Consider the following 23592-nt stretch of genomic DNA (forward strand, 5'->3'; position numbering starts at 1 on the left):
GCCCCGCATCGCGGGGCTTTTTTATGGTCTAAATTTGCCCGAGCCGGCGGGCTAGAGACGCTGCACCGAATCGAGGAAGTTGCGGGCGGTCTGCTCTTCACGGCTGGACTGATAGCTGGCCATCAACAGCAGTAGGTGGTCGTCGATGATATAGATGTGTTGCAGCATGCGGGTATCGTCCTTGGGAAGACGCATCTCAACTTCGTAGCCGCGCATGCCATTGGTGTTGATATAGCCCTTGCTGAGGATCAACTCCTCGAGAATGGCGGCCACTTCAGGCCCCGCCATGCTGGTGTATTTGTCCATCTAAAGGGTCTGTTGACCTTTCCTGTTTATTTCTGCAGCAGTGTGTAGGCGGTTTATACAAGGCAGAGCCTGTGAGGTGTAGTTACTCTACATAAACAGGCAATAACGCAGTAAAAATCGCCTACAAACGCTGCCCCTAGGGTTCATCTAAACACATCTTGTACTTTGTTGTTCGCCACTCGCATAGCACCACTATGCTACATGGCTCTCGCCGTGTACAAAACGCGTTTAGATTGAACAGAAATTAAACCTGAAAGATAAACAGACCCTTGGGTAAGAACTCCAAGTCTTCTGGCTCGAAGCGTTCCATCGACGACTTGAAGGTCATCACGAACATGGTGAGCTTGTCATCGGCTTTTTTCTGGGTATTGAGGGACTCGAATTCCACCTGGGTGTTTTGCTTGTGCAGCACCTTAGGATCCGGCAACAGCTTGAGGCTCACGGGCACAGAGGTGAGGCGATAGGTTTGTAGCGGGTAGGGGGCAAACCAGTGTTGGTAGCCAAAGTAGAGCGCAGCCACCAGGGCCGCCAGTTTGATCAGGTGCGACATGTTTGTTTCCTTGTCTGCTTAGCCTGGGGCTAAGGGTTATCCGTAACGCGTCATTGGGTCTTGCTAGCCATATCTGCCCGACTTGCCATATTTGCTGTGCATTGCGCACTTGCCATGCAAATAGACTTGGGGGCCGCTGCAACCAAGTCAGTTTACCCAGCAAATCACCCAAATAGCAAATTTGCTGCTGGGTGGCTTGCCACGCAAAAAGTGTAACAATTTGCAAGCCTTACTGTGATCTTGTTCAAAAAATGTGGGGTTTAGGTTAGTATCTTTGTTAGCTAATTGTGGTCAATAAGATTGGAGTACATGATGAAGTTGTTAGCCAGCACGACCTTAGCTTTAGCCTCTCTACTACTTACTACCCAGGCGTTTGCCGAGAGACCGGATTTCTCAAAGACCGCCGCGGCAAGAGCCGATTATCTCTTTGCCAACAACCCAAGTGCGCAGCTGGATCAGGTGCAGCGTTCAAGCAGTCGTCATGATTTTTCCAAGACGACCGCCGCCAACAGTGAGTATCGCTTCGCTGACAATCCTCCCGCCGATGAAACTGAGCTTGAGCCGAGAACGACTCAGCACGATTTCTCGCGCACGGAAGCGGCCAGGAAACAGAGCTAAAGCATTTTTGATCTTGTGAAGGAGCCGCTTAGGCTCCTTTTTTTATGGCTGTTTTTGCGGTTGTTTTGCAGAGTTAGCTAAGGATTTGAGTCGGTCATTTGAGCCAGTCTCTTGAACCTTAGCGGTTAGCCTCGGCGTGCGTTTCGTCTTGCAGCGCCTCCTGGCGCATCAACTTTCTACCCTGGCGATAGGCGTCTATGATGCCGATGAGCCAGCCGAGGATGAAGGCCCAGGTGGCGGCCTCGATCCAGAAGGCCTCGCCGCCCTGTGGCGCCTGGCTGATGGCGGCATAGATGGCGCCATAGTCCAGCGGCAGCTCTCCCGACAGTATCTGGTCCGATACCGTCACGGCGCGGTTGACCGCCTGATATAGCAGGTAGGCAAGGCCGCTCAGGCTGATGCAGGAGATCAGTGTCCCGGCGTTATAGCGCTTGAGGTAGAAGTGGCCCGACCCCGGGCAGACGAAGGCCGAAAGCAGGGTGGCTATGATGGCTTTATTCATAATGTTCGCTTCTGAGTTGTTTGGTTTCAGCCTCTACACATTAGCGGCTGAATTATTCCAGGTCGATGCGCCTGATGGCGGCCCTGAGGTGTTCGGCCTTGGCCCGCATTGTCTCGGGCGCCCTGTCGCCATGGGCGGCGAGCTGACTCTCTATGCCACTCAGCTCCTGCGCCAGCCAGCCACGCACCATCACATAGTAGCGCGAATCCGTGCCGTAGCGGGCGATCACCTCTAGCTGCTCGGGCGATGGGCTGGCGATCGCCTGCTGCAGCGCCTGCACCATGGCCCCTAACTCTTGCTGCTGTGCCTGGAGACGAGATTGAGCCAGAGCCAGAGCCTGAGACTGGGACGGATCTTGGGCCTGGCCGTGATGATTGGCGCAGCCGGACAGTATTCCGGTGATGAGCAGGCTGGCTGCAAATAGGGTGAGCAAAAACAGACGAGCCATGGGCGTGTCCAACATAAGTGGCCTATAAGTGAGTCTGATAATAACAGCTCTTTTGGGCCTGTTTAGCCTTATGGATTAATTTTTATGCAAGCTACACCCGCGCTGTTTATTTGTGAAGCAGAAAAAAACCACCGCCTCGGGGCGGTGGTCAGCAGGTGGAATCTTAGTTCTGTTTCGCGCCTTCATCTATCCAACGCTTGATGAGGGCGATCTGCTCGCTGCTGAGGGGCTTTCCTTCGCCTTGCGCAAATTTATCACTGTGGTGGGGCGGCATCTGGATCTTGCTGTCGACCTTATGATCGATCGCCAGATAGAGGGTGCTGGAGGCGGCGCTGCCGGGGACCACGACGGGGCCAAGCTGGGTACCGCGCATCACGCCCTGATAGCTATCCAGTGCCAGATGGGTTTTTGCCATGCCTTCGCCTGCACCCGAATGACAGCTGATGCAGGAGGCGTTGAGTATGGGCTGTACTTCGGATGAGAAGCTCACCGGCCGCTCACAGCCCAGTAGCGCCGTGGCGGCCAATGCTGCCACCAGTAACAGGCGCCTGTCGATGGAGTGATGAGCATACATAGTATCCTCCCAATAACCTTGTAATATGTACGGTTTAAGTATAGTCCCGCCGCGCCTAATCCTCCTGTGTGGTGAGTGAGACAAGGCGGCTGTGGTGAGCGGGTGTAAATCCAGCTTGCCGCTAATCCGAGATGAACCAAAGAAAAAGCCCGACTCTCTCGAGCCGGGCACGCCGGGAAGCGAAATGGAAAGGGGTTATTGCGCCTTAGGCACCTTGATGCCGAAGACTAGGGTGTAGGCTACCGGCAACACCACCAGGGTGAGCACAGAGGCAAAGCCCAGGCCGAAGATGATGGTGATCGCCATGGAGCCGAAGAAGGCATCCGGCAGCAGGGGGATCATCCCCAGCATGGTGGTGATCGCCGCCATCAACACCGGACGCACACGGCTCACCGAGGAGTCGAATACCGCGCGGTAGGCGTCCTTATCCTGGCTCAGCTCGAGGTTGATCTGATCCACCAGGACGATACCGTTCTTGATGATCATCCCGGTCAGACTCAGCAGGCCCAGCAGCGCCATGAAGCTGAAGGGGGCATCGAACAGCAGCAGGCCAGAGACCACGCCGATCAGCGCCAGCGGCACGGTAAACCAGATCACCAGTGGCTGCCTGACCGAGTTAAACAGCAGCACGGTTATCAGGAACATCGCCAGGTAGCCAAGTGGGATCGAGCTAAATACCGACTGCTGCGCCTCGCTGGAGGTTTCATATTCGCCGCCCCATTCCAGCTCATAGCCGGCAGGCAGGCTGATGGCCTCGATCTTAGGTCGCAGCTTTCTAAATACCGAGTCTGCGGTCTCGTTGCCGCCGTTCACCGGGTCGGCGAGCACAGAGATCACCCGCTTACGGTCGCGGCGCATGATCAGCGGATCTTCCCACTCTGTGGTGAAGTCACTGACCACCTGAGAGATGGGCACGAAGACGTTGTTTTCCGTGCTCCACACCTGCAGCGCCGAGATGCTGTCGGCATTGAGACGCTCATCGGCCGGCGCGCGGGCGATAATCGGCAGCAGATGGCTGTTCTCGCGATACAGGCCGACATGCTTGCCGCTGAAGTTGGTCAGCAGGGCATTATCCAGATCTTGCTTGCTGATGCCGGTTTCCCGGGCCTGAGCCAGTGCCAGCTGTGGACGCACCAGGGTCACCTGGTTACGCCAGTTGTGGCGCACGCTGGTGGCGCTCGGCTCGGCGAGGAAGATCTCGCTTGCCTGCTGGGCCAGCTGTCTCAGCATCTCTGGGTCTTCACCGTAGAAGCGCGCCTCGATCTTGGCCGCCGGGCTGGGGCCATTCTCCATATACTTGAAGCGATATTCCGCCTCTGGATAGTGCTGTACCAGATCCTGCTCCAGCTTACGCATATAGGCGTTGAGGGTCTCGAGATTGGTCATCTCGATCAGCAGCTGACCGTAGGCGGCGTAGCCCTTCTCCGGCACATAGGGCAGCACGAAGCGTTGGGCACCCTGGCCGACCACGCTGGTGATGTTTACCAGGCCGAGATCCTGTTTCTCCTGCTCCGCCATCAGATCCTGCTCGATACGACCCAACAGTGCCTCGGTGGCCTTGATGTCGCTGCCTTCCGGCATCCACACATCCACGAAGAAGATAGGGGTGTTTGAGGCCGGGAAGAAGACATTTTTCACCTGACTAAAGCCCATCACCGAGCCCACCAGGGCCAGCAGCACGACCAGCAGGGTTAGGCCGCGAAAACGCATCGCCAGGCTCAGGCTGCCGCGATAGAGCTGGAATAGCCAACCCTTGTAGGGGTCGCTATCCGCCTCATCGGGGATCTCGCCATCCTTAAACAGCAGATCGCAGAAGAAGGGGGTCAGTGTCATGGCGGTGATCCAGCTGATAAACAGGGAGATCAGCAGCACCAGGAACAGAGAGATACAAAACTCGCCAGTGGCGTTATCCGACAGACCGATAGGCGCGAAGGCGATGATGGCAATAACCGTCGCCCCCAGCAGTGGCCACTGGGTCTGAGTGATCACCTGCTTGGCGGTCTCCAGACGCGACTGGCCGCGCTTGAGGCCAATGATGATCCCTTCGGTTACCACGATGGCGTTATCCACCAACATCCCCAGGGCGATGATCAATGCCCCCAGCGAGATGATCTGCAGCTCGATATTGAGCACCTTCATCATGATGAAGGTACCGAGAATGGTCAGCAGCAGCACCAGTCCCATCAGCAGGCCAGATCTCAGCCCCATGAAGATCAGCAGCACGCCGATGACGATGGCGATCGATTCCGCCAGGTTCACCAAAAAGCCGTTGATGGTCTGATCCACCATCTTGCTCTGGTCGTAGACTGTGGTCAGCATCATGCCCACCGGCAGCTCGTCGCTCAGTGCCATCATCTTCTGGTTGACGGCTTCGCCCACCTTGACCACGTTGACGCCGCTGGAGAAGGCGATACCCACAGACAGCGCCATATCGCCGCCGCTGTGATACAGGTTGCTTGGGGTCTCGTCCATCGCCTTGTAGATGTTGGCGATATCCCCCAGGTAGATCAGCTTGGCGCTACCGGGCGCACTCACCACAAGGCGTGATAGCGCCTCGACGCTGTCGAACTCGCCCGTGGGGTGGATGCGGATGCGATTGTCACCCACGCGAATGCTCCCCGCGTTAGAGACCACGTTCTGGCTGTTGATCAGGCCATAGATATAGTCCTGATTAAGGCCTAAGGCGTTGATCTTCTGAGTGGAGATCTCCACCACCACCTGTTGGTCGACGATACCCGCGATGTTGACGCGCTTGATCCCATCGACCAGCACCAGCTCGCGGCGCAGAAAGTCGGCGTAGTTCTCCAGCTCGCGTTCGCTGTAGCCGTCGCCGCTGAGGTTGAGCAGAATGCCATAGACGTCGCCGAAGTCGTCGATCACCTGAGGCGTCATGGCGCCGCTGGGCAGACTCCCCTGGGTATCGTTTACCTTGCGGCGCACCAGATCCCAGATCTGCGGCAGCTTCTCGGCGTCGTACTTGTCCTCCATCTCAATCTGGATCTGCGACAGGCCGGCGCTGTTGATCGAGGTGATATGTTTCACCCCATCGAGCTGTTGCAGTGCATCTTCCAGGGGCAGGGTAACCTCTTCCTCCACCTGCTCCGGCGAGGCGCCAGGGTAGGCGGTGACGACCAGTGCCTCTTTAATGGTAAATTCGGGAAATTCTAGCTGCCCCAGGCTCATGAACGACAGGCTGCCACCTATGAGGAGCAGCAGGGCAAACATCCAACTGACCACCTTGTGGGTGATCGAATACTCGGCAAAATTCATCTGTTAAACACCTCGTTGCCAGCGCAGAGGCTTGACCTGCTGATTCTCGTGCAGCTGGGCCACACCGGCAACCACCACACGGTCACCTACCGCTAGGCCCTGGGTGATCTCTATCCCCTGACTGGTCACCTTACCTAGGCTCACCTTGCGGGCGCTCACCTGGCCCGTGCCTAGATCATAGGTCCAGACGATAGGCGTGCCGTCTTGATCTCGCTTGAGCACGGCGCTCGGCGGCACTATGGCGCTCTTCTTTTTGGCATCGGGACCGGCGATATCCAAGATCAGCTGGGCACTCATGCCCGGCAGCACGCTAAATTCGGTCGGGGTCGGCAGGGTAAACACCACCTCGTAGCTCTGGGTGCCCGGCGTCACCTGAGTGGCGAACTCTTTCAGACGCGCGGCATACTGCTGCTCCGGGTGATTGCTAAAGGTCACCATGGGCAGCGAAGGCGAGTGTGGGTTAAAGGAGGTCACACGGCTGGCCAGCGACTCGGGCACCTGGATCACCACGTCGATGAAGCGATCTTTCTGCAGCACCAGAACCGGCTGGTTGGCCTGTACTATCTGGAAATTCTCTATCTTGGTCTTGGCGACCGTGCCACTGAAGGGCGCCTTGATCACCGTATAGCTCAGCTGATCCTGGGCGCTGGCCAGGTTGGCGGCGCTGGATTTCAGCTGGGCCTTGGCCAGGTCATATTCCGCCTGAGAGATCAGCGCCTGACGCAGCAGCTCACCCTTACGGTTAAAGTCGGCCTGGGCCAGTTCATGATCTGCCTCGCGGTTGAGCAGCTGGTTGCGTGCGTCTCTGTCGTCGAGACGCGCCAGCACCTCGCCCTTGGTGACGCGCTGGCCATCCACCAGGGAAAACTCGACCAGCTGGCCCGATAATCTGAACGACAGTTCCGCCTGCTTGGTGGCGGCGACCTTGGCTGGGAAGCTTCTCAGGGTGCCGCTTCCCAACTCGGTGATCTCCAGCAGCTTAACGGGACGAACACTCTCGGGAGCGATCTCGGCAGATTCTGTGCTGCAGCCGGCAAGTACTAGAGTTAATACGAGTAGTGAAAGTGACGTTGTAAGGGGTTTCATATCGTAAACTCCATCATTTGTGACAAGGTGTATCTCATGGCGGCTAAGATAGCAGCGCGATACATCTATTAAAATGGAATTATGTGGAACCGTGAGTTCCAAAAATTGAAACTGTATTAACTTGATTTACCCTGGTGACTGTGTGCAAAGTAATAACAGAATCGGGTCTGCCGCCTGTTATTGAAGTGAGACTGTGATGAAAACCGAAGATATTGCCCTGTTCCACCGCATCGTCGAGACAGGCAGCCTGGTCGAGGCTGCCGATATTCTCAACGTGCCCAAATCGACCCTGAGTCGGCGCCTGCAGACGCTGGAAGATGAGCTCAATGTTAAGCTGTTTCATCGCCAGAGTCGCGCCATGACTCTCACCGCCTCGGGCAGCCATTTCTACAATAAAACCACGCCCTTGCTGGCGACTCTGGAGCAGACCTTCTCCGAGCTGTCGGGGAAGGAAGCGGCGGTTACCGGCCATCTACGCATACTGATCTTTCCGATCCCTGAGCTCTTGTATATCACCCAAGCGATATTCGAGTTTATGGATCTTAATCCGGCGCTAACGGTGGAGATCATCGTCAGCTCAGAGCCCAAGGATATGATCCGCAACAATATCGACTTGGCCTTCATGCTCGAAGATGCGTTTAACGAGAATGAGATGGTGGCGCGGCACATCATCAGCGAATTCGTGCATTTCTTTGCCAGCCCGGAATACCTGGAGAGGGCGGGTAAACCCACCAAGCCGGAGGAGTTGCCCGAGCATAACTCCATTTTGTTTCGCTATCCCAACGGTAGGATCTTCAACGAGGTGCCCTTCGGCAAAGACAGGATACTGTCGGTAACGGGTAACCTGTGTGTCAACAGCCTGAGTACCTGTCTAGAGGCCGCCTTGATGGGGCGTGGCATCGCCATGATGCCGCTGCCGATCGCCCGGGAATATGTGGAAAATGGCAAGCTGGTGATGCTATTTGAAGATATCGAGCCCTATGAGGGTAAGTGCTTCCTCGTCTATCCGTCGCGGCGTTTCATTAGCCTCGCCAGTCAACGCTTTATCGACCATGTGTTGAAGGCGTTGGATGAGTGTCTTCAAAATGGTGCCTGCGATCGTGAAGCCAGGACCAAGGGGGCGATTAAGCCGTTAATTTAACGCTATTCGCCGCAGACGATTAAGCCAAAGGGCGCCAGCAGCTGACTCTGTTGCCAGGCGTCTATCATCACCCCTTCCAGCGCCACCTCGCGGGGATCCAGCCCCTCGAGATCCACCCTCGTCAGGTTGGCGCCCCTGAGATCGAACTCGCCCCACAGCTCAGGGCTAAACTCGCCGCCGCTGAGGTCACTGCCCTTAAGCGATGCGCCGGTCAGGTTGGCGCCGCGCCAGCGGTTGTCGGTCAGTTCGCACTCTTCCAGTATCACCTGAGACAGGTTGCCATAGGCGAGGTTACAGCCAGTGAATACGGCGCTGCAGAAGTAGTGATTGATGCCTATCTGATTGGCGAAACTGGCGCGGTAGAAGTCGGCGCCCTGCAGGTTAGATGCTCGAAACTCGGCGCCGAAACAGCGGGCACCGGTGAAGCGCGCCAGGTTGAGGCGACAGTCACTGAACTTGGCGTTGATCAGCGTGGCGTAGCTAAAATCACACCCCAGCAGATCGCCGGGCTCGACAAACTGACACTGCTCGAAGTGGCAGTCGGTCAGGTCCGCGCGGTTAAAGCTGCAGCGCACGAAGCGGCAGCGACGAAACTTCAGCCCCTGCAGATCCTCACCGCTAAAGTCATGCTCAAAGTAATCCTGTTCAAGCGTCTCGTGTTGTAAATCATCCATGGCGGCTAGCTCTCTGTTAACGCTTGTAGATCTCGACATGCTTGGGCGTGGTGTCTGGCTCTGTGATGCGACTGGCCAGGATATAACAGGCGATCCCCATCACGGCGTTGGTGATAGGTAGCGCCAGCAGCAGCCCTTTCACGCCGCCCAGATAGGAACCCAGCGCCGCCAGCGGCAGCAGGAGCAGAAACAGGCGGCAGACATTAAGCACCAAGGAGCTCATCGGCCTGTGATAGGCGTTAAGCGAGGTGGCGGTAAGGATCACCATCCCCAGCGGGCCATAGGCGGCGGGCAGGGCGATGATGTAAAAAGCGAGCCACTCGATCACCTGGGGATCTTTACTGAACAGCTGGGCGATTGGGGTTGCCATGAGTGCCAGCGGCAGATAGATGAGGGTCTGGAACACCAGCACGAAACGCAGCGACAGCATCAGGGCGTCGCGGGCACGCTCCGTCTGTCCCGCCCCCAAATTTTGGGCGATAAAGGGCACCAAACTGGAGGAGAGCGCCATCACGGCGATCAGCAAAACGGACTCAAGGCGGGTACCGGCGCCGAAGGCTGCCACCGCGCTGTGGTCGATGCGGGCCAGCATGGCCATTATGATGGCATTGGCCACAGGGTTGAGCAGGTTCATCAGCGCTGCAGGCTGGGCGATATGGGCCAGCTGGCGCCAGTTGCAGTGAATGCGCTCAAGGTTAAACTCGGCAAAGTCCACCAGGTTGCGCTTGATGATCAAAAGGTATCCAGACAGAGACAGCGCCACCACCCAGGAGATCAGGGTGGCAATGGCCGCGCCCTGAATTTCTAAGCGGGGAAAGGGCCCGAGGCCGAAGATGAGCAGCGGGTCCAGCACCAGGTTGATCACCGCCGCCAGGGCCATGATCTTGGCCGGCGACTTGGTATCGCCGGTGGCGCGCAGCCCCTGGTTGCCCACCATCAAGAGCACCAGTAGCGGCGCCCCCAGATACCAGAGAAACATATAGTCGCGGATCAGCGGCAGGCTGTCGTCGTTGGCACCCAGCAGGGTAAACAGCGGGCCGATAAACAGGCTGCCCAGCAGTGACAGGGCGGCGATCAGCCAGAAGGTGATCAGCAGGGCGTCGTGCAGAAACACCTTGGCCTTGGGGCTGTTGCCACTGCCGATTAGGCGGCCGAGATTAGTCGATACCCCGGCACCTATGCCGATGGCGATGCTGGAGACGATCAGGGTGACCGGAAAGGTAAAGCTGATAGCCGCCAGGGCTTCTGTCCCCAACTGGCTGATAAAAAAGGTGTCTACAAGGCTGAACCCAAGAATGGTGAGAATACCAATCAGGTTCGGGAGGCTCATATTTAGCAGTACACGACCGATTGGCTGACTGAGCAGCCCGTGTCTGTCTCTCATGTATGTGGAATGCCTAGGTAACAGAAGGAGGGCAATTCTATCAGGAAAGGCTGATCTTTTATAAAACCCAGTTAAAAAAAATCAGATTTTTTTTGTAAAGCCCTTGGATCTGCTAAACCTTATCCCCATATATCGAACATCCCGCGGCGAAAGCGATCTCGCCGCACTTTTAATTTGATAAACCGCCAACGTTTGTTGGGCAAAAAAATCATTAGGAGAGTCCGTAGATGAATATTCGTCCATTACATGACCGCGTCATTGTTAAGCGTTCTGAAGTTGAATCAAAATCAGCCGGTGGCATCGTACTAACAGGTAGTGCAGCCGAGCAGTCAACTCGCGGTGAAGTTCTTGCAGTAGGCAATGGCCGAATTCTTGAAAATGGCACTGTGCAGCCACTGGACGTGAAAGTGGGTGACATAGTGATCTTCAACGAAGGTTATGGCGTGAAGAAAGAGAAGATCGATGGCCAAGAGGTCTTGATCCTTTCTGAATCAGATTTAATGGCTGTAGTGGAATAATCCACTAAGTTACTCAATATCCCGTTTAACCAGAATTTTATTAAAGGATACAGAACATGGCAGCTAAAGAAGTTTTATTTGGCAATGACGCTCGCGTAAAAATGCTTGCGGGCGTAAACGTACTGGCTAACGCAGTTAAAGTTACCCTGGGCCCTAAAGGCCGTAACGTAGTTCTAGACAAGAGCTTCGGCGCGCCGCTGATCACCAAAGACGGTGTATCGGTAGCTAAAGAGATCGAACTGGAAGACAAGTTCGAAAACATGGGCGCGCAGATGGTGAAAGAAGTTGCTTCTAAAGCCAACGACGCCGCCGGTGACGGTACCACTACTGCAACTGTACTGGCACAAGCCATCGTAACCGAAGGCCTGAAAGCCGTTGCCGCTGGCATGAACCCAATGGATCTTAAGCGCGGTATCGACAAGGCGGTTGTGGCTGCTGTTGCCGAGCTGAAAACCCTGTCTCAAGAGTGTAGCGACACTAAGGCTATCGCTCAGGTAGGTACCATCTCTGCTAACTCTGACGAGTCAATCGGCGAAATCATCGCAACTGCGATGGAAAAAGTCGGTAAAGAAGGCGTGATCACAGTTGAAGAAGGTCAGGCGCTGGAGAACGAGCTGGACGTGGTTGAAGGTATGCAGTTCGACCGTGGTTACCTGTCTCCATACTTCATCAACAAGCCAGAAACCGGCAGCGTTGAACTTGAAAACCCTTACATCCTATTGGTTGACAAGAAGATCTCTAACATCCGTGAGCTACTGCCAATCCTTGAAGGTCTGGCGAAAACCGGTAAGCCACTGATGATCATCGCAGAAGACGTTGAAGGCGAAGCCCTAGCGACTCTGGTTGTGAACAACATGCGCGGCATCGTTAAAGTAGCTGCGGTTAAGGCACCTGGTTTCGGTGACCGTCGTAAGGCGATGCTACAAGATATCGCTATCCTGACTGGCGGTACTGTAATTGCAGAAGAGATCGGCCTAGAGCTTGAAAAAGCGACTCTGGAAGACCTAGGTACTGCTAAGCGCGTGGTTATCACCAAAGATGACACTACCATCATCGACGGTACCGGCGAGCAAGAGCAGATCTCTGCCCGCGTTGCCCAGATCAAGATCCAGGCTGAAGAGTCTACTTCAGACTACGACAGAGAGAAGCTACAAGAGCGTATGGCTAAGCTGGCCGGCGGTGTTGCAGTGATCAAAGTTGGTGCCGCTACCGAAGTTGAAATGAAAGAGAAGAAGGCTCGCGTAGAAGATGCGCTGCACGCGACTCGCGCCGCCGTTGAAGAAGGTGTGGTTGCCGGTGGTGGTGTTGCTCTGATCCGTGTTGCCTCTAAGATTGGCGAGCTGGACGTGGCTAACGAAGACCAGAAGCACGGTGTGACTATCGCACTGCGCGCCATGGAAGCGCCACTGCGTCAAATCGCAACCAACGCAGGTGAAGAAGCCTCAGTTGTAGCGAACAACGTTAAGAACGGCTCTGGTAACTATGGTTACAACGCCGGTAGCGACGTATACGGTGACATGCTAGAGATGGGTATCCTTGACCCAACTAAGGTGACTCGTAGCGCACTACAGTTCGCTTCATCTATCGCAGGTCTGATGATCACCACCGAAGCTATGGTGGGTGAAGTTCCACAAGAAGCTGGTGCTGGCGATATGGGCGGCATGGGTGGTATGGGTGGTATGGGCGGAATGGGCGGCATGATGTAAATTTTACGGGCCTAAATCTGTGATAGCTGCGTTGCTTCACCACTCGTTTAGTACACTAAACGTCGCGGTAAAGCGCCTTGCTCTAACAAGATTTATCCCACGTAAAATACTCTGCTGGTCTTAAGCTTAACAGCCTGAAACCAAGTTAATTTAATAGTAAAGCCCCGATACCTAACGGTATCGGGGCTTTTTATTTGTGGTGAGAGAGTAAGCGGCTTTGTGTTGCCACATGCTTGTAAGGTGTTAGCAGACAGCTAAACGTCGCGGTAAAGCGCCTGGCTTTGACAAGATTTATCCCTCGTAAAATACTCTGCAGGTATTAAGTTTAACAGCCTGAAATCAAGTTAGTTAAATAGTAAAGCCCCGATAATTAGCGGAATCAGGGCTTTCATTGTGGCTAAAGTTTTATGGGCAGGAGTTATGAGTGACTAGGGGGCTCACATGAATTGAGTAAGATTGATTATGCTTTTAACGCTATCTCAATTTCTTCATCTTCTATGTCTAATTTATCAGCTTCTAAGTCTGTTTCTTCAATTATAAAATCACTTAACTCTTTTATGTCGAAGTGCTCTTCAATATTTTTTAACGCCTGGCTAAAATCTGACGTATATTTTCCCCAGTCGATAGAGTTTAAAATAGGCTTTTGCTCACAGAACCAGTCAACCATTATTTGAGATTTAAGGTTCTCTATTAGATGAATGACTATTTCTATTGATGCATTACTTTTGAAGTTTGGTAAGTGTATGTGGTCTCCAAAGTTTCCGATTAAGTTTAGTTTGTGTTCGAGTGATGTCTGTTCACTAATAAGTCTTTTTGATGCCTCTCTTTCAATTTTTCCAGATGTTCGTTTTGGTAATATTTTTACTATCTGTTTGACTATGCTAGAAGAGTTTTTGTCAGATATAAGACTGTCTAATGTTTCTAGTAAAACAGATGTGAGTTTAGATGTGTTCTTTATTTTTTTTCTTCTTAATATATACCATTCGATAATTGCTTCAAGTTGAGATGTTCCCTGTGATATCGCATGCTCCCAAAATTCTTCAGTATTTTCCCCCGAATCAAACCAGGTTGTTATTAATTCTCGCCACTCCCGGCTATAATTCAATGTATCCGTTATGAACTCTGGTTGCCATTGAAAAATATCATTGTCTTTAAAGTTAACGAATCGTTTCCATCTGATAAGCTGGTTTACTGTTTTATCTATCATTTCATTATCAATGTGTTTAAGGATTTTTGTGTAGTAGTTATTTGAAATGACTTTGATATTTAGAGCGTTAACCCTACCCATTCCGATGTAACTGTAGACTAATTTCTTAATTTCAATAGGTAGTTCGTTTTCTGTTGATTTTAGTAAGTTTTCAAAGCTTCTGGAGAATGCTAAAAAGTTTTCAATAAGAGGTAAAACATGATTACTGTCATAAAAGTTATCCAATAAATAATCTAAATATGTTGAATTATTATGAGTAACCATAAGACTATTTGATGCTAGGCATGAAGTGAATGTTAATGCTGCCCATTCCTGAATGTATTCAGACTCTTTGTTTTCTTCTATATACTTAATTAACTCATTCGATGTGGAACTGTCTGAAAAATCTGATGCTAAAAGAACTTGTGGATAATCACAATCATCATAGTCAAAATCTTCAAAATTTCTTTTAGGTAATGGTAATGATGAAGGTTTAGAGTAAGAAATATCTCCTAGTCTTATGTACTCGGAAATCCTTAATATTAAACTGTTAGTTGATTCAAAATCCATTTTTGAGAGTTCGGTTATAAGTTTTTCTACGGACAATATTTCAGGTTTTTCTTCAATCATCCATTTAGGAAATGACTCTCTTAATTCCCACAGTTCATTCACAAGATAACTTTCGCTTGGTGTTGATATAAATTTTGGAGTGTGTTCATATCCAATTATACTTTCAATGTCATACAGGTTGTGCAATAGGTTGACATGAGATTTCTCTATAGCCATGTGAGATTTTGCTGTTTTTGCAATTTCTGTGTGTTCAGTGATTAAGCGGCTACTAGATAATTCATATCCTACCGATTTCAATTTTTTATAAGAGTTTAGTAACTCTTGGTTGTAGCCTTGAGGGTTGTTTTTTTCTTGTTCAAGGTATAAGTTTATTTGACTAACCCATTTGTCTAGCCAGTCAAAATGGCTTTCTATGTCCTCGTCATAATTAGCTGCTAGTATAACCATTGAGTATGGATCTGTGTTTCCAAGAAGCCTTTGGAAGGAAATTTCAAAACCAAATAGATGAGAAAGTTCTACTACATCATCAAAATCATTTCTATTAACTGCACTTTTTAATGGTGTCTCTAATAATTCACTTTTTGCAATTTCAATATTGGTTTGATAATGAATTGACATAATCTCTGAGGACCATTCTTCATCTGAAAGATTCTTTCTTAAAATTTTTCGAGTTAGTGAAATTGTATTTTGTTTTTCATCATCTTTATTTTCACTTGATATTAAGTCTTTAAAGTTAAACTCAAAGGAGCGCTGAGAAAGAAGATAAGCTGAACAAGATACAGTAGATATTTTTTCTGGAGTGGAGTTTAACGCGACAGCTATTTCGTTTATATGTGTTTTTAAGAATCGAGGTGTAATATGTTTTTTCGGCGCGATCCAGATGTCAATTAGTTCTGCACATAGTTCAAACCCATGGTTTCCAACCAGAGTTTCATTCCAATAGTATTCAAATGGCTTTCTCCATCCAGCTGATACAACTGGCGGTGTTCTGAATTTAACGGGTAATCTTTTTAAGATGAACTCAGTCCCATCATTTTGATCACTTTCTGATAGAGCAATTGATACATGTTTTTCTGAGAAAGGAACAATCACTCTTAAATTATCACCTCCAAAAGAAGTGAATATTTCCAAATCACTCCATACCTCTCTTACTTTTGCTTTATCTACACGGTCAAGATTATCAATTACTAGTATTACACATTGGTTTTTTGGAATGGCAGATACTATTTGTTGAAAGGCTTTTTTAAGTTCGCTAGCGCCGACCTCTCGCGTAACCTGTAGTTTCTCTGTAATTTTATCTTCTGAATTTCGCTTGAAAATGTCACCTATATTAGGCACGTTTCTATCTTCTAGAGGGGCATTAGCTTCTTTCCTCTTTTGATATAACATTACTAAGGCTACTATAAACGGTGATAAACCTAGGAAAGTGGTGATTGTTTCGCTTGAACTAAAGTTATATGAATTATATCCTGGCCATATTGTTCCAGCGGTATAAAAAATATTCTCCAATGATTCTTTTGCATATTTTACGGATAACATCAACGAGATAGCAAAAGAGACGGTGTACCAACTTATATTACTTTTTACTTTTTTTGTATATGTTAGCTCATTTCCTAGTGCCCTATCTGCTGCGCTAATGACACTGTTTCTAATTTTTTCAGAGTTGTGCGAGTCATCACTTCCAAATAATTCAATGACAGAATCTCTTAAATGTTTGACAAACGCAGCTTTGGTAGATGAATGGTGATATTGTTCAACATCGAATGTAATAAATTTATACTTATCATTAGGTAGTCTCTTCTCTAGCAGTTTAAGAACGGTACTTTTACCTGAACCTAACTCTCCTTCAAGACCAATTGAATGAATACAACTTTGTTCTAGTATTACTTTCTCGATAGCTTTAGCTGCATTGCTATGGCCGCTACTTTCAAAGAGGTCTTCATCCGATGGGCATTCAATTTGATATTTCATTCTTCACCTTTGTAGCGTTAATCTACGGTTTGATATAGATAATCACCGAGGGTTATTAAGTGTTTCATTTCCCACTTTTCTTGGCTCGTTTGCTTTCTCTGATCCACATGACTGAGCCGTTGGTTTTTCGCATCTCGAATAGGTCGATGGCGGCGAAGAGATCGCTGAGTTTCTTGAAGCCATAGTTTCTTTGGTCGAATGAACTGTGGTTCGAAATGTGAGAGCCAATTGGGCCGAGGCGTGACCAGCCGTCATCTTCTTCTGTTGCCTCAATTGCTTGTCGCAGTAGGTGAATTAACTTGGTGTCACCTTTAAGGTTTTGTTTTCGGGGGGTACTGGCTTTTGTGGTTGTCGTGGCTGCTTTGTGTTCTTTCTCTGTTGCTGACTCAGTAACTTTCTCTATAGGCACTTCTGCTTCGGTTTCGACCTCGGGTTCTGCATCTAAGTAGAGGAAGCGGGAGCAGCTGTTAACGAATGCGGTGGGGGCTTTACGTTCGCCAAAGCCGAATACCTTTTTGCCGTCTGAGAGCACTCTGGTGACCAAGGGGGTGAAGTCGCAGTCTGAGGAGATGAGGCACATAATATCTATGTCTTTGGTGTATAAGATGTCCATCGCATCGATCACCAAAGCGATATCGGTGGCGTTCTTTCCTTTGGTCAGGTCGAACTGCTGAATCGGTTGAATGGCATATTCGTGCAGTATTTCTTCCCAATGCTTCAGGCCTGGGCTTTTCCAGTTGCCGTAGGCTTTGCGAATACTCACCACACCATGTTTGGCAAGCTCAGCCAAGATCACATCAAACTTTCTTGCCGGTGCGTTATCTGCGTCGATAAACACCGCTATTTTCGCTACGTCTTGCATCCGTTAGCCCCAAATTAGTCTTTATTAGAATTAGCTTTGACTCTTAATGGCAGAGAAGTAAAAGCCACAGATAGAACCTATGATGGCGCTCGAAAATGCAAGAATTTCAGAGAAGTACTTGTTTTCAAAAACTGCTGCCGTCGCAATGATGACTAATAGGCTTGCGACGATAGCCATCGCTAGCAAAGGAGCGATTCGTTTGTTCATTCTCTCGGTTAGGGGCTCAGCTTTACCTATGCCGCCACATGAGCCACACATCAGTCCATGCTGATTTTGTCTACGCCAGAAAGGGAGTTCGTTCTTCTTGGCACAGGCTTCACATGAACAATTATCTTTGCCGTTGGTGCAGGTACCTGTACCCAAGCAGTGTTGACAGTCATACAGGTTTACTTTGACTTCTTGCATCAAACTCATTCCTTTGACAATGCATCTCTAAGACTTGTTGATTAGATGCAGGTAGCCTTACATGAAGGGTACGGGATTCAGATTGCCCAATTCCCGCTCGAAGCGGCTAGCAGGGGGATTGATAAGGGCGATTGCTCGTAGAGCGCTCATGAGCGCGAACCATGGATGGTGAGCTGGCACTTTTGCATGGACGCAATTGCCTGTCGAAACGGTCCCCTTTCCCCCGGTGTGGTGTGGAACACCACGACTTTCGCCAAGCGCAGCTTGGCATCAGGTATCAAAACAGCATCTGGGCTGTCATCCCTATCATTGGCGATAGCTACCGCCCGAAATTCTAGCTATTCCAGAGCGCATTAAATCCAATTAAAGCTAATAAAAACAAGATTAAAGCTATCAAGCTGCTGCGGATAAAACCTTATCCAAGGTCACAAACTGCACAGTTTACTTATCTGCTTTGCTATCGCGCTAAAGTTGGCTGAGCCAGAGCCAGAGCCAGAGCCAGAGCCTGCGAGCCTGAGAGCCTGAGAGGGGGAGTTTGAGGTGAGGATTGAAAAAGCTATCCTTGCCTTATGCCGACTCTCTATGAGAGCGACGCCATCCCTGACATTCGTTCGCGTACTTTAGCTAACGCCTATTTACATACTTTAGTGAGTGCTTAAGTGTTGTTTTAACAACAAAATATTAACTTATCCTACAGTATCGCCGCCGAGCAAGGCAATAGTGAATAAGGTATCGCTTGGGGATAACTGGGGGCTGAGAGGCGTGTATGGCCAGTGTTCGAGCCTGCATTTCAGCTAGTCGCAATCTTTCCCTGTCTATTGACCCATTTTTAAGATTTGCCTCAGCTTGCCTAGGTAACATGGTGACTGTTGTGTATCTGGAATGGTTATCAAGGGAGCTAGCATCATGGGAGAGCGGCATTTAAACGGGACTAAGCGGGGGCCTTGGATGGCTATCGGGGTCAGCCTAGGCGTGTTGGGCCTGATTGCGCTGCTGCTTATGATGATGCCTAAGGGCTTTAAGGCGACCCATGAGGAGATAGGTAAAGGCACGCCTGCCCTAGTGTTTGTCTACGACCCTAACCTGGCGGTGAGCCATAGCCAGACAGAGCAGATGAACGAGGCGCGTGGTCATCTGGGCGATAACTTGGTGTTCTTATTGGCCAGAGTCGGCACCCCAGAGGGGGATAAGCTTATCGCCAAATACCGGGCGGGCGCCGCCGAACTCCTGCTGTTCGATGGCTCGGGCAAGCTGATTAAGCGTCAGTTTGCGGTGCAAGACGCCAATCAGCTAATGCGCTGGGTACGCTAATGAACCCTCCGCTCCCGTAAATAGTTATCGGGAGCTATGGCTTGGCTCGCGTAATATGGGTATCGCTTATGAGTATAAGGTTATCCCTATCGCGGTTAGTCTGGCATCACGACTATGCCTAGCGGTTCCAGTAATTGTTCCGTCTGCCAGGCACAGATCTTCACGCCTTCCAAGTTGACGTTTCTGATGTCGAGTCCCTCTAGCTCGGCATGGGTGAGGTCACACCCGCGTATGTTCAAGTTCTGCCAGCAATCTCTAGAAAAGGTGCCGCGATTAAGATCGGATCCCATTAGCGATGCACCGATGAGATTGGCGTTGCGCCAGTTGTTTTCAAATAGTTCGCATTTCTCCAGGCATTGGTCGCTCAAGTTGGCATAGGAGAGGTTACAGCCAGAGATATAAGCGGAGCAGAAATACATTTTATGACTGATCTGGTTGTAAAACCGGGCGCGTGAAAAGTTTGTTCCCTTGAGATCACACTCTCTAAATTCGATGCCAAAACAGTTGGCGCCTGCAAAGTTGGACAGAGAGAGTCGGCACGCCTTAAAGCTCGCATCGCGCAGATCGGCGTAGTTAAAGTGGCAGCCTTCTATGGCGCCGGGTTCGATGAAATAACACTCTTCGAAGCTGGCATCGCGCAGCTTGGTGTGGCGAAAATCACACTGGTAAAAGTGGCAACGTCGAAAACGTCTGTCGCTCAAGTCTTGGTGCGAAAAGTCCTGTTGTGTAAAAACTTTGTCAATAAGATCCATGCTTACTCCTCAAATAAATCGCCTGCACCTTAGCATCCAAGACCTTGATTTTCATTAAAATTAACTCCTTGAAAATCAGCGGTTTAAACTATGCCTAAATCGCGATTTTAAGGGGGGTAAATGGCGCTGTAAGCCACTTTCGTCATCGAATCGGTATGAACAGATGATGAAAAAAGTTTTTAGCCCCAGAGAGTTTGTTTAAATTTGGACCGATCACAGGGGCCAGTTGCATCTTCGCGGCACTTTTAATTGAGCCATTGGGGCTATTTTTGAACATTTGTTAATCGAAAAGTCGTTGTTGAAACCCGCTGGGGTGTTAAAATGCCGCTCGGCTTGCGGTCGCCGCAGTTGTTTGAATCCTTGCTAGAGTCGTTTTGCTGATAGCGAGAGCTGCAAATACGCTTGCCTTTGACTCCTAACATCCTATTTTTCCTGACTAATCATTAGAGTGTTTATGAAACGGATTTTATGCTTGTCCCTGCTGGCCTTTTCTCAAATGGCCTTTGCGGTCGACCCCCTGATTGAAACGCCAAAAGATATGCAGCCTACCTGGGTCGATGAGATCCTGGACGTCTTCGGTGCCGACGGTGAGTTTGACGACAGCAAGACCATAGACATGAGCTATCTGCCGACCGCCTATTACACGCCGGAGAAGAAGTTTGGCGTGGGCCTGCTGATGGTCGGCCTATACAAGGCAGATGGCGCCGCGCCCGAGGAGCAACCCTCTTCCCTGGTGCTTAACTCCTTCGTGTCGATGAACAACTCCTACGGCGTCGAAGTGGAAAACATGACCTTCTTCAACGGCGGCAAGCAACGCCTGCTGCTGGGCCTGGAGCTGCATAACGAGGCGTCTGTCTATTACGGCCGCGGCATAGCGGACGGCAACATCGACAGCAATCACCATGAGTTCGACGAGCAGCTCTACAGCTTCACGCCGCGTTGGATGACCCATGTGGCCGACAACTATTTTGTTGGTGTGGGCGCCGACTTTACCTACGCCAAAGCCGACAAGTTTACTCGGGTAGAGGGCGACATCCCCTTGCCATCCGACGGCATCTTGCCGGACAACTTCAGTTCTGGCCTGGTGGTCACCAGCATCTATGATTCCCGTGACTATCGCCTCAACGCCACCAAGGGCTGGTTGTTGCAGCTGGACGCGGGCCTGTATCAAAACAGCGAATACGACAGCTTCGCCAAGTATGACCTAGAGCTGGCCAACTATATCGATCTCAGCACCACCTCTTTACTGAGCGGCATGCCTGGCCTTATCGCCTGGCAGGTGCAGGGTCACTTTACCAGTGGCGATGTGCCTTGGAACATGCTGCCGGACCTCGGCGGCTCAAGTGCCATGCGCGGCTACATCAAGGGCCGCTACCGTGACAAGCAGATGATGATGGGACAGGTCGAGTACCGTCTGCCTATCTTCCAGCGTTATGGCATGGTGTTCTGGGGTGGTGTGGGCAGCGTGGCCGACAAGGTGAGCGAGCTTAACGAGGAACTGCTGACCACCTATGGCACAGGCTTCCGCTTCAAGCTCAAAGATAAGATTAACCTGCGTCTGGATATTGGTGTCGGCGAGAACGAGACCAACTTCTACCTCAACGTCAACGAAGTCTTCTAGTGATGCAACAGCCGCTCGCTCTGCCTGCCCGATTGCGTCTCAGCGCCAAGTTTGTGCTGGGCGCCTCGGTTGTTATCTCCGCCCTGGCGACGAGCCAGCCTGTGCAGGCGGGCGAGACTCAGATCCGTGATGCACAAGATAAAAAGGCCCAGTGCACTCGCCGCTCGGATTACGACATCTATCTCAGCGGCATACACACGGGCACCATGAGCCGCACCGAACAGTGGCAGGGCAAAAGCGCCGTGGTGACATCAGACAGCGAGGCCAGCATCTTAGGCATAGGCACCCGCTATCGGCAGCGGGCCGAACTAAGCTGGTCGGAGGATACACAGGAGTGGATCACCCAGGCGTTTCATCAACAGGTGAGCGGCTTTCGCGCCCGCGACATGCAGGTACAGTTTAGCGACAATGGCCGCGCCGCGCGGGTGGTTCTGGATGGTGAGGTGACCGACTATCGCTCTAAAGACAAGGCCCTGCGGGATGTGGACACACTGGCTATAGAGATGCGCCGCTTGCTGCTAAAGGGGCGACATCAGTTTGCCCTGGTTCGTCAGGCCTCGGATGCCATGGAGCCTTATCAATTCTACGTCAAATCCCCTCAGCCGTCGCAGCAGACCCCTTGGGGTAAGCTGACTTTAGTGCCGGTGGAGCAGACAGGCGCCGAAGAGGTGACCTACTACTTCGCCCCCGAGCTGGATTATCAGCTCATCAAGGCGCGCTATCACGGCATCTTGCTGCAGGGGCTTATCGAGCTGAATCACTACAGCTCGAGTTGCGACTCGGCCTCATAGGGCTGAGCCGCAACTATCCTCACTTTGGTAAGGCTTTTAGGGTCAAGACGCTTAGCCCTGCTTTAACCCTGATTTAGCCCTGGTTATAGTGGCTAATGGGCAGCTGGCTGACACTGTCGAGTCGCCAGGCGCCTTTCTCGTAGACGAAGCTGACGCTGTGCAGTGCATCCTTAAACTCGTAGCGTTTGTTCGAAGCTGGCAGGGCATGGTTAAACTCGACCTGAATGTGTTGATAGCCATCGTTTAGTGACATCTTACCCAGATGTTGTGGCAGGTCGATAAGGCGGCTCAGCGCCTTGTCTAATTCGCGATCCCGTATCGGTAGTTGTTGCTTAAAGTGCTCGCTGAATAGCGCCGAGAAGGCCTGCTTGTCCTTGGTGTGGGTATAGGCGGCAATGGTCCAGTCGGCCAACAAGAGGTCGAACGTCTTATCGGCCTGGGTCAGGGTTGCGACGGGCGTCTTATTGTCGTTGCTAAGGTAGTTGTTAAGTGTCTCCTCGGCCGTTTTTATGCCGTCTTCCAGTAGTTGTGCCACCTGTGCTGCCGCCGGATCTTGGGTGGCTTTTAGCTCGCCGCTGACCCTGTCGACTGCCTCTACACGTTCTTGCCAGCTGTCGAAGCCTTTCATAAGTCCTTGTAGCGAGGCCTTATGTTGCTTCATCATCTCGGCGACGGCCTTATCCTGTTTGCGGGCCTCCCTGGCCTTGGTGCCCACAGTATCTCTAAAGGTGCTGTTGAGCAGGTTATCGGGCGAATCGAAGTAGAGTCCGGCACCGCTGTAGGGATCGACCCAGATATCGCCGGTATCGATAGGCGCCATGGATTTGGGCTGCATATCGCCATAGTAGAGCTGGGCTAACTCTGTCTTATGCTGGCTAACGAAGGCGCCAATCGCCTTGCCATCTGTGGCGGCTAGTTGTTGGTACTGGCTTGCCAGTTGCTGCAATTTGTCTGAGTGCTGCACTCTTTGGCTGGCATAGTAGCCACAGCGCAGGTTACAGGCTTGCTTAGTCAGGCTGGAGGCAGGGCCTAAGGTGATCGCCTTGCTCTGCACAAACACCTCGGCGGTATATATGCCCCTGGGGATGGCGCCACTCTTGTCCATCAGGTAGATGGTGTTGTTGGGACTATGGCGGCCGACGACCTCAAGATCTTGCTTACTGGCACACAGGGAATAGTCCCGGCTGGTGACAGGCAGCTCCTTGTTGTAGGTGGAGACGACCAGCTTATCCAGGCTAATCCCTTCGGGTACAGTACCGGTAATGGTGAGATCGCACTGCTGAGCGTTGACGTTGAGGGCTAGGCCGCCCAGGGTCAGACCGAGAAATACCAATCCTTGTTTCATG

21 protein-coding genes are annotated in these 23592 nt (G+C 51.2%); 7 read left to right on the forward strand and 14 right to left on the reverse strand.

Annotated features, from left to right (window positions below; genetic code table 11):
* Positions 1–51: 51 nt before the first annotated feature.
* On the reverse strand, positions 52–306 hold the full coding sequence (locus K0H80_RS02335) for a hypothetical protein (protein ID WP_220072949.1): 255 nt from the start codon (positions 304–306) through the stop codon (positions 52–54).
* Between the two features lie 244 nt (positions 307–550).
* A complete protein-coding gene (locus K0H80_RS02340; protein ID WP_220072950.1) occupies positions 551–856 on the reverse strand; it encodes a hypothetical protein in 306 nt (101 codons plus the stop codon).
* A 309-nt stretch (positions 857–1165) separates the two neighbouring features.
* Here K0H80_RS02340 and K0H80_RS02345 point away from each other — a divergent pair, with 309 nt between their 5' ends.
* Positions 1166–1474, forward strand: a complete 309-nt coding sequence (locus K0H80_RS02345; RefSeq protein WP_223294754.1) for a hypothetical protein — start codon at positions 1166–1168, stop codon at positions 1472–1474.
* Between the two features lie 118 nt (positions 1475–1592).
* Here K0H80_RS02345 and K0H80_RS02350 read toward each other — a convergent pair whose 3' ends face one another.
* From K0H80_RS02350 to K0H80_RS02370, 5 genes are all read right to left on the reverse strand, one after another.
* Positions 1593–1976, reverse strand: coding sequence for a DUF6677 family protein (locus K0H80_RS02350; RefSeq protein WP_220072951.1), 384 nt, complete (start codon positions 1974–1976; stop codon positions 1593–1595).
* A 52-nt stretch (positions 1977–2028) separates the two neighbouring features.
* A complete protein-coding gene (locus K0H80_RS02355; RefSeq protein WP_220072952.1) occupies positions 2029–2424 on the reverse strand; it encodes a hypothetical protein in 396 nt (131 codons plus the stop codon).
* Positions 2425–2587: 163 nt separating this feature from the next.
* Positions 2588–2998, reverse strand: a complete 411-nt coding sequence (locus K0H80_RS02360; RefSeq protein WP_220072953.1) for a c-type cytochrome domain-containing protein — start codon at positions 2996–2998, stop codon at positions 2588–2590.
* A 195-nt stretch (positions 2999–3193) separates the two neighbouring features.
* Entirely contained in the window at positions 3194–6268 is a 3075-nt protein-coding gene (locus K0H80_RS02365; protein ID WP_220072954.1) for an efflux RND transporter permease subunit, read from the reverse strand.
* A 3-nt stretch (positions 6269–6271) separates the two neighbouring features.
* Complete coding sequence (locus K0H80_RS02370) at positions 6272–7354, reverse strand: efflux RND transporter periplasmic adaptor subunit (protein ID WP_220072955.1); 1083 nt, start codon at positions 7352–7354, stop codon at positions 6272–6274.
* A 196-nt stretch (positions 7355–7550) separates the two neighbouring features.
* Here K0H80_RS02370 and K0H80_RS02375 point away from each other — a divergent pair, with 196 nt between their 5' ends.
* Positions 7551–8495 carry a LysR family transcriptional regulator gene (locus K0H80_RS02375; protein ID WP_220072956.1) on the forward strand — a complete coding sequence of 315 codons (945 nt, stop codon included), beginning with the start codon at positions 7551–7553 and terminating at the stop codon, positions 8493–8495.
* Positions 8496–8497: 2 nt separating this feature from the next.
* Here K0H80_RS02375 and K0H80_RS02380 read toward each other — a convergent pair whose 3' ends face one another.
* Together K0H80_RS02380 and K0H80_RS02385 are read right to left on the reverse strand one after the other, a co-directional pair.
* Complete coding sequence (locus tag K0H80_RS02380) at positions 8498–9169, reverse strand: Qnr family pentapeptide repeat protein (RefSeq protein ID WP_220072957.1); 672 nt, start codon at positions 9167–9169, stop codon at positions 8498–8500.
* Positions 9170–9185: 16 nt separating this feature from the next.
* Complete coding sequence (locus K0H80_RS02385; protein WP_220072958.1) at positions 9186–10553, reverse strand: MATE family efflux transporter; 1368 nt, start codon at positions 10551–10553, stop codon at positions 9186–9188.
* A 227-nt stretch (positions 10554–10780) separates the two neighbouring features.
* Here K0H80_RS02385 and K0H80_RS02390 point away from each other — a divergent pair, with 227 nt between their 5' ends.
* Both K0H80_RS02390 and groL read left to right on the forward strand, forming a co-directional pair.
* Entirely contained in the window at positions 10781–11071 is a 291-nt protein-coding gene (locus K0H80_RS02390) for a co-chaperone GroES (protein ID WP_011864277.1), read from the forward strand.
* 56 nt (positions 11072–11127) lie between these two features.
* Positions 11128–12777, forward strand: coding sequence for a chaperonin GroEL (gene groL, locus K0H80_RS02395; protein WP_220072959.1), 1650 nt, complete (start codon positions 11128–11130; stop codon positions 12775–12777).
* Positions 12778–13237: 460 nt separating this feature from the next.
* On the opposite strand, the gene K0H80_RS02400 is transcribed toward groL, so the two are convergent.
* The 3 genes from K0H80_RS02400 to K0H80_RS02410 all read right to left on the reverse strand — a co-directional run bounded on the left by K0H80_RS02400 (position 13238) and on the right by K0H80_RS02410 (position 17771).
* The gene (locus K0H80_RS02400) at positions 13238–16504 is read right to left on the reverse strand and encodes a P-loop NTPase fold protein (RefSeq protein ID WP_220072960.1); all 3267 of its coding nucleotides are present in this window, start codon (positions 16502–16504) and stop codon (positions 13238–13240) included.
* Positions 16505–16568: 64 nt separating this feature from the next.
* On the reverse strand, positions 16569–17366 hold the full coding sequence (locus K0H80_RS02405; RefSeq protein WP_220072961.1) for an NYN domain-containing protein: 798 nt from the start codon (positions 17364–17366) through the stop codon (positions 16569–16571).
* 30 nt (positions 17367–17396) lie between these two features.
* Positions 17397–17771, reverse strand: a complete 375-nt coding sequence (locus tag K0H80_RS02410; RefSeq protein WP_220072962.1) for a molecular chaperone DnaJ — start codon at positions 17769–17771, stop codon at positions 17397–17399.
* Positions 17772–18719: 948 nt separating this feature from the next.
* On the opposite strand from K0H80_RS02410, the gene K0H80_RS02415 reads away from it, so the two are divergent.
* Positions 18720–19082 (forward strand): hypothetical protein, encoded by a 363-nt coding sequence (locus K0H80_RS02415; protein ID WP_239869589.1) that lies wholly within the window; start codon positions 18720–18722, stop codon positions 19080–19082.
* A gap of 95 nt (positions 19083–19177) precedes the next feature.
* Here the strand turns inward: K0H80_RS02415 and K0H80_RS02420 are convergent, their stop codons facing one another.
* Complete coding sequence (locus tag K0H80_RS02420; protein ID WP_220072964.1) at positions 19178–19834, reverse strand: Qnr family pentapeptide repeat protein; 657 nt, start codon at positions 19832–19834, stop codon at positions 19178–19180.
* A 454-nt stretch (positions 19835–20288) separates the two neighbouring features.
* Between K0H80_RS02420 and K0H80_RS02425 the strand changes: the two genes are divergently transcribed.
* Complete coding sequence (locus tag K0H80_RS02425; RefSeq protein ID WP_220072965.1) at positions 20289–21455, forward strand: BamA/TamA family outer membrane protein; 1167 nt, start codon at positions 20289–20291, stop codon at positions 21453–21455.
* A gap of 2 nt (positions 21456–21457) precedes the next feature.
* The gene (locus tag K0H80_RS02430) at positions 21458–22246 is read left to right on the forward strand and encodes a hypothetical protein (protein ID WP_220072966.1); all 789 of its coding nucleotides are present in this window, start codon (positions 21458–21460) and stop codon (positions 22244–22246) included.
* 73 nt (positions 22247–22319) lie between these two features.
* On the opposite strand, the gene K0H80_RS02435 is transcribed toward K0H80_RS02430, so the two are convergent.
* Positions 22320–23591, reverse strand: a complete 1272-nt coding sequence (locus K0H80_RS02435) for a hypothetical protein (RefSeq protein WP_220072967.1) — start codon at positions 23589–23591, stop codon at positions 22320–22322.
* Position 23592 lies beyond the last annotated feature (1 nt).

It is taken from the genome of Shewanella aegiceratis, from assembly GCF_019457495.1.
GTDB lineage: Bacteria > Pseudomonadota > Gammaproteobacteria > Enterobacterales > Shewanellaceae > Shewanella > Shewanella loihica.